The 11,817-nt window shown below is 63.1% G+C and carries 13 protein-coding genes; all 13 read right to left on the bottom strand.

The features are described from left to right. Positions 1 to 24: 24 nt before the first annotated feature. A complete protein-coding gene (locus tag BTHE68_RS01470) occupies positions 25 to 699 on the bottom strand; it encodes a TetR/AcrR family transcriptional regulator (protein WP_162064834.1) in 675 nt (224 codons plus the stop codon). 271 nt (positions 700 to 970) lie between these two features. Further along, positions 971 to 2,257, bottom strand: coding sequence for a phospholipase D-like domain-containing protein (locus BTHE68_RS01465; protein ID WP_502710574.1), 1,287 nt, complete (start codon positions 2,255 to 2,257; stop codon positions 971 to 973). Further along, on the bottom strand, positions 2,257 to 2,733 hold the full coding sequence (nudB, locus tag BTHE68_RS01460; RefSeq protein WP_162064832.1) for a dihydroneopterin triphosphate diphosphatase: 477 nt from the start codon (positions 2,731 to 2,733) through the stop codon (positions 2,257 to 2,259). Before nudB ends, BTHE68_RS01465 begins: the two co-directional genes overlap by 1 nt. Positions 2,734 to 2,842: 109 nt before the next feature. Next, positions 2,843 to 4,645, bottom strand: a complete 1,803-nt coding sequence (aspS, locus tag BTHE68_RS01455; protein ID WP_162064831.1) for an aspartate--tRNA ligase — start codon at positions 4,643 to 4,645, stop codon at positions 2,843 to 2,845. A 91-nt stretch (positions 4,646 to 4,736) separates the two neighbouring features. After that, the gene (locus BTHE68_RS01450; protein ID WP_162064830.1) at positions 4,737 to 5,399 is read right to left on the bottom strand and encodes a DUF502 domain-containing protein; all 663 of its coding nucleotides are present in this window, start codon (positions 5,397 to 5,399) and stop codon (positions 4,737 to 4,739) included. A gap of 137 nt (positions 5,400 to 5,536) precedes the next feature. Then, the gene (locus BTHE68_RS01445) at positions 5,537 to 5,893 is read right to left on the bottom strand and encodes an FmdB family zinc ribbon protein (protein ID WP_162064829.1); all 357 of its coding nucleotides are present in this window, start codon (positions 5,891 to 5,893) and stop codon (positions 5,537 to 5,539) included. A gap of 149 nt (positions 5,894 to 6,042) precedes the next feature. After that, positions 6,043 to 6,660: a methyltransferase domain-containing protein gene (locus BTHE68_RS01440; protein ID WP_162064828.1), complete on the bottom strand. Its 618-nt coding sequence runs from the start codon at positions 6,658 to 6,660 to the stop codon at positions 6,043 to 6,045. Positions 6,661 to 6,670: 10 nt separating this feature from the next. Further along, entirely contained in the window at positions 6,671 to 8,245 is a 1,575-nt protein-coding gene (gene ubiB / locus BTHE68_RS01435; RefSeq protein ID WP_162064827.1) for a ubiquinone biosynthesis regulatory protein kinase UbiB, read from the bottom strand. A gap of 22 nt (positions 8,246 to 8,267) precedes the next feature. Beyond that, complete coding sequence (locus BTHE68_RS01430; protein WP_162064826.1) at positions 8,268 to 8,939, bottom strand: ubiquinone biosynthesis accessory factor UbiJ; 672 nt, start codon at positions 8,937 to 8,939, stop codon at positions 8,268 to 8,270. Between the two features lie 146 nt (positions 8,940 to 9,085). Next, on the bottom strand, positions 9,086 to 10,108 hold the full coding sequence (locus BTHE68_RS01425; protein WP_162064825.1) for a Tim44 domain-containing protein: 1,023 nt from the start codon (positions 10,106 to 10,108) through the stop codon (positions 9,086 to 9,088). A 24-nt stretch (positions 10,109 to 10,132) separates the two neighbouring features. Continuing rightward, positions 10,133 to 10,864: a bifunctional demethylmenaquinone methyltransferase/2-methoxy-6-polyprenyl-1,4-benzoquinol methylase UbiE gene (ubiE, locus tag BTHE68_RS01420; RefSeq protein ID WP_162064824.1), complete on the bottom strand. Its 732-nt coding sequence runs from the start codon at positions 10,862 to 10,864 to the stop codon at positions 10,133 to 10,135. An 83-nt stretch (positions 10,865 to 10,947) separates the two neighbouring features. Then, a complete protein-coding gene (locus tag BTHE68_RS01415) occupies positions 10,948 to 11,355 on the bottom strand; it encodes a gamma-butyrobetaine hydroxylase family protein (RefSeq protein ID WP_162064823.1) in 408 nt (135 codons plus the stop codon). A 9-nt stretch (positions 11,356 to 11,364) separates the two neighbouring features. After that, on the bottom strand, positions 11,365 to 11,799 hold the full coding sequence (locus BTHE68_RS01410) for an HIT family protein (protein ID WP_061172750.1): 435 nt from the start codon (positions 11,797 to 11,799) through the stop codon (positions 11,365 to 11,367). Positions 11,800 to 11,817 lie beyond the last annotated feature (18 nt).

Raw genomic sequence — 11,817 nt, 5'->3', positions numbered from 1 at the left:
CCCTTCTCGATTCGAACGGCGCCGCTAACGGCTGTCGGTTGGTTGTGAAGTCAGGTTCGTCGTCGCATTCGCCGTCGGCTGCGGCATGCCGGTCGGGGCGAGCGCATTCGACGTCTGGTACGAGACGATCGTCTTCTCCAGCGCGTCCCGCGTCAGTTGCACCGCCTCCGGCAGATGCAGGAAGCGCGCGTCGTGATGCAGGCCGAGCGTAAAGCTGTACAGCTCGAAAAGCATCAGATGCGGGTCCGTCTCCGGCTTCAGATGCCCTTCGTCCTTCGACTGGCGAATCGCGCGCAACAGCGCTTCCCGCCACATGCTCACGCTGTGCACGAGCTGCTCGCGCACCGCGCTCGCGGCGCGGTCGTCGTACTCGACCGCTCCGCTGATGTAGATACAACCCGTGGTCACTTCCTGGATGCGTTTCTCCATCCAGCGATTCATCATCGCGCGCAATCGCGGCAGACCGCGCGCCTCGCGCAGGCTCGGGAAGAACACTTCGTCCTCGAAGCGCCGGTGGTACTCGCGCACCACTTCCACCTGCAAATCCTCGCGCGACCCGAAATGCGCAAACACACCGCTCTTGCTCATCTGCATACGCTCGGCCAACAGGCCGATCGTCAGCCCTTCCAGCCCGTCCCGACTCGCCAGCTCCAGCGCTGCGTCGAGAATCGCGGCCCGCGTCTGTTCGCCTTTTCGCATGATGTCCCTACCGTTCTTATGTGACCCGTAAAATCGAACGGCCGTTCTATTATTGTGGCCGAACTCTGATGAAACAAGCAAATTTTTAGACACGCGTTTCTAAAACGCCAGGACATGTCTATAGGATAAATCTCAACATTGTCCGCGCCCATTGTCGCGTTTTATGTACGGACTGCCTGTAAGTGACTGCCCGAGTTCTCAGGAACTGGGATCTTTTATCTATTGTTGCCTAACGGCAATTATTTTTGCGCAGTCGCAGAAAATTGGCACATCAATCGTACTGACCAATTGTGATCATCTTCATCATCAGACGGTACGTGTTATAGGCCAGCCAATTAAGCGTCCGCTCCGTCATGGGGCGCGACGCATAATGCTTTTCGTCGATGGGGCGGCCTTCGTCGAACGCCTGGAGAATGGCGTCGTGCAATCCGGCGATTTCGGGGTGATTGACGAGGACCATGTTGGCCTCGTTGTTGAGCACGAGCGAGAGCGCGTCGAGATTCGATGAGCCGATGGTGGCCCAGTCGGCATCCACGACCGCGACCTTGCCGTGGAGCATCGTCTTCTCGTATTCGGCGATGCGTACGCCGTGCTTGAGCAAGTTGCCGTAGAGGAACGGCGTCGCGTAATCCAGTGCGACGAATTCCTTGCGGCCGATCACGAGCGACACGCGCACGCCCCGCTCGGCCGCGCGCACGAGCGCGCGCCTCAGCTTGCGCCCCGGCATGAAGTACGGATTCGCCAGCAGCACTTCGCTTTCGGCGTGCGCGATGGCCCGCAGATACGCCTTCTCGATCGCGCGGCGATTGAGCAGGTTGTCGCGCGCGACGAACGCGATGCACGGCTGATCGACCGCGTGAATCTCGCCGAGCCGCGCGCGCCTGCGCGCCTGCATCGCGCGCCGGGCGTTCCAGCGACCCGGAGCGCGCTCGCTTTCCTGTGACTCGCAGCCCGGTTGCGTCGGCTGGCGCGGCTTCACGCCGAGACGGATGCGTTGCCATTGCAGATCGAACGCTTCGCGCTCGTCCTTGACGACGGGGCCTTGCGCCTCCATCGCAAAATCCCAGCGCGGCCGTTCGAGGCGCGCGCCGTTCTGCTCGTAGTCGTCGACGATATTGATGCCGCCGCAAAACGCGTAGGTTTCGTCGATCAGCGCCAGCTTGCGATGCGTGCGTGAAAAACCGAGTGGCCCGAACAGCAGATGCGGGTTGTAGATGCGATGCTCGACGCCGCGCTCCTGCCAGAGTTTGAACATCGGCAGGTTGCTTTCGGTGCCGATGCCGTCGGTGATCACGCGCACCGTGACGCCGCGCTCGGCCGCGCGCACCAGCGCATCGGACACGGCGCGGCCGATGTCGTCGTTGGCGAAGATGTAGGTTTCCAGCGACACCGACTTGCGCGCCTCGTCGATGCGCTCGATCAAGGCCGGAAAGAACTGCACGCCGCCCTTGAAGAGCCGCACCTGATTGCCCACCGTGAAGCACAGGCGGGGCGGCCGGCGGCCCGAGAACATCGCCTGGCGCAGCCGCTTGAAACTGCGCCGCGGACGCAGTCCGATCATCGGTTATGCGCCGCGAGGCGCTCGGGCAATTGCAGGATCGCTTCCCGGTTCGACCACGAGAAGCACTGGTCCGCGGCCTCGCGAAACGGCAGCCACCGATGCGCGGTGTGCTCGCGCGGCGCGAGCGTCACTTCGAGGCAATGCGGCACGAGCAGGCTGAACTGATGCTCGGTGTTGCGCGTGACGCCCTCCGCATAGCGATGCCGCCATTGCGGATAGATCTCGTATTGAATGCTGTGATGCCAGTCGAGCAGCGCGCGCTCCGGAATGAGCGCACTGCCGATCACGATGCCCGTCTCTTCCTGCACCTCGCGCGCGGCGGTTTCGCCAAGCGGCTCGTCGATGTGATCTTTCGAGCCCGTCACCGATTGCCAGAAGCCCTTGTGATCCGCGCGTTCGATGATGAGCACGTCGAGGTCCGGCGTATGGATGACGACCAGCACGGATTCGGGGATTTTCGGCGGCTTCTGCATGTTTTTGTGTACGCGCGTTTCATTGTGTGTCGATGCCGAAAGACTGTAACGCAAAAAATGAAAAAGGCGCACCCGGCGCCCTTTTCATCACATCGACAACAAAACCTGCTTACTGCGCCTTCTGCTCCGGCTGACGCAGGCGGATGTGCAACTCGCGCAACTGGCGCTCGTCCACTTCGCTCGGCGCCTGCGTGAGCAGATCCTGCGCGCGCTGCGTCTTCGGGAACGCGATGGTGTCGCGGATCGAATCGGCGCCCGACATCAGCGTGACGATGCGGTCCAGACCGAACGCGATGCCACCGTGCGGCGGCGCGCCGTACTGCAGCGCGTCGAGCAGGAAGCCGAACTTCAGGCGCGCTTCTTCCGCGCCGATCTTGAGCGCGCGGAACACCTTGCTCTGCACGTCTTCCTGGAAGATACGCACCGAGCCGCCGCCGATTTCCCAGCCGTTCAGCACCATGTCGTATGCCTTCGCGAGGCAACGGCCCGGATCGGTTTCGAGGTATTCGAGATGCTCGTCCTTCGGGCTCGTGAACGGGTGATGCGCGGCCACGTGGCGGTTCTCTTCCTCGTCGAACTCGAACATCGGGAAGTCGATGACCCACAGCGGCTTCCAGCCGGTTTCGATCAAGTTGTTCGCACGGCCGAATTCCGAATGGCCGATCTTCAGACGCAGCGCGCCGAGGCTGTCGTTCACGACCTTCGCGCGATCCGCCGCGAAGAAGATGATGTCGCCGTCTTGCGCGCCGGTGCGCTCCATGATCGCCGCAAGCGCCGCGTCATGCAGGTTCTTGACGATCGGGCTTTGCAGGCCGTCGCGGCCACGGGTCTTGTCGTTGACCTTGATCCACGCGAGGCCCTTCGCGCCGTAGATGCGCACGAACTCCGTGTAACCGTCGATATCGCCGCGCGACAGCTCGCTGCCCTTGGGCACGCGCAGCGCCGCGACGCGGCCGTCCTTCGAGTTCGCCGGCATGCTGAACACCTTGAAGTCGACGTCCTTCACGGCATCCGTGAGATCGGCGAATTCGAGCTTCACACGCAGGTCGGGCTTGTCCGAACCGAAGCGGCGCATCGCTTCCGAGTACAGCATGACCGGGAATTTTTCCGGCAGCGCGACATCCATCGTCTCCTTGAAGACGTGGCGGATCATGTTTTCGAACAGATCGCGGATTTCCTGTTCGGTGAGGAACGAGGTTTCGCAGTCGATCTGCGTGAATTCCGGCTGACGGTCCGCGCGCAGGTCTTCGTCGCGGAAGCACTTGGTGATCTGGTAGTAACGGTCGAAGTTCGCGACCATCAGCAATTGCTTGAAGAGCTGCGGCGACTGCGGCAATGCGAAGAACTGGCCCGCGTTCACGCGCGACGGCACCAGGTAATCGCGCGCGCCTTCCGGCGTGCTCTTGGTCAGCATCGGCGTTTCGATGTCGATGAAGCCTTGCGCGTCGAGATACTTGCGCACTTCCATCGCGACGCGATAGCGCAGGCGCAGGTTCTTCTGCATCTGCGGGCGGCGCAGGTCGAGCACGCGATGCGTGAGGCGCGTGGTTTCCGAGAGGTTGTCGTCGTCGAGCTGGAACGGCGGCGTGACCGATGCGTTCAGCACCGTCAGTTCATGGCACAGCACTTCGATCTTGCCGCTCGTCAGATTGGCGTTGACGGTGCCTTCAGGACGGTTGCGCACGACGCCCTTCACCTGCACGCAGAATTCGTTGCGCACGCCTTCGGCCACCTTGAACATTTCGGCGCGGTCCGGATCGCAGACAACCTGAACGATTCCCTCGCGATCGCGCAGGTCGATGAAGATAACGCCACCGTGATCGCGGCGGCGCTGCACCCAGCCGCACAGCGAGACGGTTTCGCCCAGGCGGGCCTCGGTCACCAGACCGCAGTATTCAGATCGCATCGACATGATGTTGTGTCTTTCGTTGTTCGTTAATCAACGGCTCGCGCGTTCGGGTCATGCTCTTCCTGCGGCTGACGCTCGGTTCGCGCGGCCGGCATTACATCGGCGGCTCGGTGGGGCGGCGGGCGGGCGCGACCGGTGCCGGCGCGCTCGGCGCGGGAGCCACCACGCCCATCGAGACGATGTACTTCAGTGCGGCGTCGACGGTCATGTCCAGTTCGACGACTTCGCTTTTCGGCATCATCAGGAAGAAGCCGGATGTCGGGTTCGGCGTCGTGGGCACGTAGACGCTCACGTGGTCTTCGTCGAGGTGATTGAGCACGTCGCCGCCCGGAATACCCGTCAGAAAGCCGATGGTGTACGAGCCCTTGCGCGGATACTCGATCAGCAGCGCCTTGCGAAACGCGTTGCCGCTCGATGAGAGCAGCGTGTCCGACACCTGCTTCACGCTCGTGTACAGCGGCCCGACCACCGGGATGTGACGCAGGATCGCGTCCCACCATTTCACGAGCTTCTGGCCGACGAAGTTCTGCGTCAACAGCCCGACGATGAAAATGAACGCGATCGTCAGCACCGCGCCCACGCCCGGCAGATGGAAGCCGACGACGCGCTCGGGCTGCCACGACTGCGGCAGCAGGAGCAGCGTCTGGTCCATCGTGCCGATCACGAGCCCCAGCACCCAGAGCGTGATGGCGAGCGGCACCAGCACGAGCAGGCCGGTGAGGAACACGGATTTCAGCGTAGTCTTTTTCGTCGTCATTTACACGGAGAGAAGGCTGCGCCGGCTCTCGTAGTCTCTGGAGATTCGGCTTGGCAGGCGAGCCGCGCCCGGTTCCGGGCACGGTCGGCGAGATCGTCTGCGCGACCTGGGGTGAGGCGGATTCGCCGCCCTGCGCTTCAGGCTGCGTCCGACGATGCGGACGCGCCCGCCGCAGGCTTGGCGGTTTCCGACGATGACGTATTGGCCGGCTTCGCGCTATCGCTCGAATTCGAGCTGCTGGCGCCAGCCGCGGCGGCGTCATCCGATTTCGCCGCCGACGCGTTCGCCGCGCCGCCCTTCGAGCCGTTGTTACCGCTGCGGAAATCGGTGACATACCAGCCCGATCCCTTCAACTGGAATCCGGCAGCGGTCACCTGCTTCGAAAAAGCATCCTCTCCGCAGGCAGGACATTGCGTGAGCGGCGCATCGCTCAGTTTCTGAAGCACGTCTTTTTCGTGGCCGCAGTGTGCGCAGCGGTACGCGTAAATCGGCATGGCACTCTTCCTACAATGATCTGTCGACGCTTGCAAAGCCTTGAATTATAGCCGCAAACCAATATTGACCCGCGATTTTCGGGATCGCGGACGCAGAATTGATCCGCTTGTATATCGGGGCGCGGCAGGCGTTTTTCAAGCCGGTCCGCTCAGATTCGCCGCCAGGTCCGCCAGCGCTCGCGGCCAGCGAATACCGGAATGGAACCGCTCACTTCGCGGTCTTCGATCAGTTCGAAGTGCGGCAACAACAGCGCGTCCAGTTCTCCGCGCTCGATGCCGAAGGGCGGCCCTTTCGGCGTCGATCCGATGAAATAGAAGCCCGCGAGCAGCGCGCCGGGTTTCAGGAGCGCCGCCATCCGGTCGGCATAGTCCTGCCAGCGGTCTTTCGGCAACGCGCAGAGAAACGCGCGCTCGTAGATCCAGTCGAGCGGAAAAGGCGGCGCGTAGGCGAAGAAGTCGGCCTCTTCGACGAGCCCCGCATGCGCGCCCAGTTGCGAGCGCGCAGCCGCAACCGCGCTCGCCGCGAAATCGATCGCGCGCACCGGCCAGCCGCGCTCGGCCAGATAAAGCGCTTCGTACGCGCTGCCGCAGCCGGGAATCAGTACGTTCAGCGCATTCCGCGACGCCACGAAGTGCTTGAACGCTTCCGGCACGCCGGCCTGATCCCACGGCGTGAAGCGCTGGTCGAAGCGTTCGTCCCAGAATCCGGGCGAATTCGGGTCGCGATTCTCGAAGTTGGGAACGTCTGGATTCGTCGGATCGCTCATGATGTCGCCCTCACGGATGGCTGAGCCACAATTGCGCGACCACGACGCCCGCGCCGGCAATCGCGACGAGACCGGCGACGAGCAGCGTCACGAGCAGCCGGTTGGTCCGCTTTTGCTCGACGAGCAGCAGGCGCATGAGTTCGTCGCTGCCACTCTTCGGCGCGTCGTGGTGCTGCGCCAGAATATGGTGGATCAGCCGCGGCAACTGCGGAATGGTCTTGCTCCACTGCGGCGCTTCCATCTGCAGGCGCTCGTACCAGCCGCGCCAGCCGATCTGCTCGTTCATCCAGCGCTCGAGATACGGCTTGGCCGTTTTCCACAGATCGAGCTCCGGATCGAGCGAGCGCCCGAGTCCCTCGACATTGAGCATGGTCTTTTGCAGCAGCACGAGCTGCGGCTGAATCTCGACATTGAAGCGGCGCGACGTCGAAAAGAGGCGCATCAGAACCTGCCCGAGCGAAATGTCCTTCAGCGCGCGATCGAAATACGGCTCGCAGACCGCGCGAATCGAGCTTTCCAGTTCCTCGACGCGCGTGCTCGGCGGCACCCAGCCTGATTCCAGGTGCAGCGTCGCCACGCGGTGATAGTCGCGCTTGAAGAACGCGAGGAAGTTCTGCGCGAGGTAGTTCTTGTCGAAGTCCGAGAGCGCGCCGACGATGCCGAAATCCAGCGCGATATAGCGCCCGAAGGTGGCAGGATCGAGACTCACCTGGATGTTGCCGGGGTGCATATCGGCGTGAAAGAAGCCGTCGCGGAACACCTGCGTAAAGAAGATCTCGACGCCTTCGCGTGCCAGCTTCGGAATATCGACGCCTGCCGCGCGCAGCGTCTCCACCTGACTGATCGGCACGCCGACCATGCGCTCCATGACGAGCACTGTCGGCGCGGACAGATCCCAGTACATCTCCGGCACGAGCAGCAGATCGAGCCCCTGAAAATTGCGGCGCAACTGGCTGCCGTTGGCGGCCTCGCGCATCAGGTCGAGTTCGTCGTGCAGATATTTGTCGAATTCGGCGACCACTTCGCGTGGCTTCAGACGCCGGCCGTCCGCCCACAGCCGTTCGGCCCAAGTCGCGATATCGCGCAGCAGCGCGAGGTCGGAATCGATCACCGGCAGCATGCCCGGCCGCAACACCTTCACCGCGACCGGTTTGCCCGCGTGCTCGCCGTTCCTGATCTTCGCGAAATGCACCTGCGCGATCGACGCGCTCGCCACCGGCACGCGCTCGAATTCGTCGAACAGTTCGTCGATGGGCGCGCCGAGCGACTTTTCGATGATCGCCACGGCCACCGTCGAATCGAACGGCGGAACGCGGTCCTGAAGCTTCGCGAGTTCATCGGCGATATCGACGGGCAACAGATCGCGCCGCGTCGACAGCACCTGGCCGAATTTCACGAAGATCGGCCCGAGGCTTTCCAGCGCGAGGCGCAGCCGGATGCCGCGCTCGATGTTGAACTTGCGGCCGAACGTCGTGATACGCATGAGAAAGCGCACACGGCGATCGTCGATGCCGCTCATGACGAGTTCATCGAGCCCGAAACGGACGATCGTGAAGAAAATCTTGAGGAAACGCAGAAAACGCATGGTTCGGATTCGCTTCAGCTCGTTATTCGTGCGAGTCGCGCACGGACTCGTCGCCGGTTCGCGCTGAAGCGCCGCTACCCGGTCGTGATGGTTGGGTGATGTGTCCGCTACTCTGTTCGATTCTTTCGATGCGTTTCTCGACGCGCGCCAGCGCATCGCGCGCTTTCGACAGCTCGGCGTTGAACGCGTCGAGCGCGCTCTTGCGCACGAGTTGCGGGCGCTCGTCGAGGAAATATTCGGTGAACGTGTCCAGCAGATTGCGCCCGGTGCGCTGCGCCTGCTCCTGCACGGCGCGCGCGATGAGGCCCACGCGATGCGCGGGCGCGTCGCCGATCACGCGCGCGAGATCTTCTTCCGGGTCCCAGCGCAGATGTTCGGCGAGTTTCGCGAGCGTCTGCGCGAATTCGGCGTCGCCTTCGATGCGAACGTGTTTCATCACCGCCGCCTGGCCGCCTTGCAGAAACGCAGGCACGGCGTCGAGCGGCACGGAGATCGTCACGTCGAACGCGCCCGCCTCTGCTTCGGTGGTCGCGGCGAACAGGCCGTCCGGCTGCACCACGAGCGCGATCGAAACCGGCGTGCCCGCAAGCCTGACGCGCTTGCCCGCGTAGGGTTTGACGCGCTCACGCGCCCACGGCTCGCGCGCGAGCAGATGATTCACGGCGGCCGCGAACCCACTGGATGCGGTCTTCAAGGCGGGATTTGCTGCGGGACGGGCGGATTCGTCTGCGTTGGTCATCGGCTATGAGATGAAAAAACCCGCGCGAGACGCTCGCGCGGGTTTCTATTCTACCGCCGCAACCGATGATCACACTGACGGTTGCCGGCGCGCGGCTACGCTCAACTGACCTGCTGAATCCCCGCCAGCAGCCAGCCTTCGTTGCCCGCCTTCTGCTTCGACAGGTTCCAGACCTCGACGAACGGTTCCGCCGCCGCGCCTTCCGACTCGCGAATCAGGCCGTGGAAGCGCACGCTCGCGAGATACTCGGTCGGGCGGTCGTCGACGCCGAGCACATCGGCGTTGAGTTGCACCACGTCCGTGCGGTTCGGCGCGCTGCCGCGGGCGTCGACGTCGAGCTTCACTTCGGCGAACATTTCCGGCGTCGTGAACTCGCGGATGTCGTTGACGTTGCCGCGATCCCACGCGTCCTGCAGCCGCACGAAGTAGACCTTCGCGTTACGCACGAAGGCATCGGTGTCGAAGCCAGCGGGCACGTTCGCGTTCACGGCCTGTTGCGGCGCCGACGACTCGATATAGTTCGCACCGAAACCGGTCGGCTGCTGCGGCACCTGCGGCGGGTCCTGATTCAGGCTCGTGCGCGCGGTGGCGCCGTACGGCGAGCCCGAATTCGAGCCCGCGCCGGCGTACGCGGGCGTGTTCGCGTTGTTGCCCTGACGCTTGCGCATGATGAAGCGGAACAGCATGACGGCCGCCAGCACGATCAACGCGATCATGATCATGTTGGCCATCGCGCCGGCGAATGCTTCGCCGAGCCCGAAGTGCGACAGCAGCGCCGCGATGCCCAGACCCGCGGCGAGACCGGCGATCGGTCCGAGCCAGCGGTTGCGCGCGGGTTGCGCCGCGGCGGGCGCGCCCGGAGCGGGTTGCGCGCGCTGGGCCTGGGCCGCTTGTCCCGGCTGGCCCTGCATCGACTGCGACTGGGACGGCGGCGTGGCCTGATGCTGCTGTGTCGCCGTTGCCGACTGCCGGCCCATGCTGCGGCCGCCGCCCATGCGCTTGGCTTCCGCCGTTTCCGCGAAGATTGCGCCAGCCGCAATAACGCCAGCCAGCGCCAAGATTCCGGCCTTCCTGAAGAGGATGTTCAGGAAACCCCGGGATTGGGGTTTGCGCGAATCGAACATATCGAATCCTTTAAGAGTGGAACACTAAAATTTGGTCCCGACGTGTAACGCTACCACGCCACCTGACAAATTGTAATATTCGACTCGATCCAGGCCCGCTTGTTCCATCATTGTTTTTAAAGTTTCCTGGTCCGGGTGCATGCGGATGGACTCAGCCAGGTACCGGTAGCTGTCCGCATCTTTGGCCACTTTTTCGCCAAGCCACGGCAAAATCTTGAAACTGTAGATATCGTACGGCTTTTTGAGCGGTTCCCACACTTTCGAGAATTCCAGCACGAGCAGGCGGCCGCCTGGCTTGATCACGCGCTGCATTTCGGCCAGCGCACGATCCTTGTGCGTCATATTACGCAAACCGAAAGCAACTGTAACTATATTGAAATAATTGTCCGGGAATGGAATCTTCTCGGCGTCGCACAGCAGCGCGGGCGTCAGCACGCCCTTGTCGATCAGCCTGTCGCGCCCGACGCGCAGCATCGATTCATTGATGTCCGTGTGCCAGACTTCGCCCGTATCTCCCGCCTGTTTGGCGAAGGCCATCGCCAGATCGCCCGTGCCGCCGGCGAGATCGAGCACCTTGTATCCCGGCCGCACCTTGGCCTGCCCGATCGTGAAGTGCTTCCAGATCCGATGCAGTCCGCCGGACATCAGGTCGTTCATCAAGTCGTAGTTGCTCGCGACGGAATGGAACACGCCGGCCACTTTCTTCGCCTTGTCCTGCTCGTCGACCGATTCATATCCGAAGTGGGTCTTGCTCATCGCGCTTTTTCCTCGCCTGTTGTTCGTTATGTGCTGCGCAATCGTCGCGCCGGCTGTGCGGCGTTATGCCGCAGCCTTGATGTTCAGTGGCAATGCCCACCGGATTTTTTCACCGCCATCGGCGCGTCGCGGTCCGCGCCGGCGGCTTCCAGTTTCGCCAGATACTCGCGCCACAGCGCGTCCTGACGCGTCGCCAGGTCGTGGAGGATGTCCCACGAATAGATGCCGGTATTGTGGCCGTCCGAAAAATTCAGTTGCAGCGCGTAATGCCCGACCGGTTCGATACCGATGATCGTCACTTCGCGCTTGCCGGTCTGCAAGGTTTCCTGGCCCGGTCCGTGGCCCTGCACTTCGGCGGAAGGCGAATACACGCGCAACAGCTCGAAAGGCACGCGAAACGATTCGTCGCCGTACTGCAATTCGAGCACCCGGGATTTCGAATGCACGACGACGCCGGTGGGAATCGGCGTCGTGGATGTGAGTCCGCTCATGGTCTTGCCTTATTGATGTCCGAACGCCTGGTTCAGCTCGTTGCGCACCTGTTCGCGCAAGAGCGTGGCCTGGGCGCGGCGCTTCGAAAGCTGCGATTCCGACACGGTGCGCTGGCGCGGCGCCCAGATCGGCAGAGGAAAGCGGGAATCGTTGGAAAAGCGTGGAATGACGTGCCAGTGGACGTGCGGCACCTGATTGCCGAGGCTCGCCAGATTGATCTTCTCCGGCACGAGCACGCGGCGCATCGCGCGCTCGACGCCGTTGACGGCGGTCATCACGCGCGCGCGGTCGCCATCCGGCAAATCGGACATTTCAGCGACGTGCGCGCCCCAGATCACGCGGCACAGGCCCGGCCAGTCGGGCTCGTCGGCGAGGACGACGCGCAACGCGTCGTCCGACCACAGCACCTCGCCGCCGTCTTCACGGCAAAACACACAGTCCATCTCATACCTCTAGCGAAT

It is taken from the genome of Burkholderia sp. THE68 (assembly GCF_009938265.1).
GTDB lineage: Bacteria > Pseudomonadota > Gammaproteobacteria > Burkholderiales > Burkholderiaceae > Caballeronia.
This window is presented reverse-complemented; position numbering and strand designations above follow the sequence as displayed.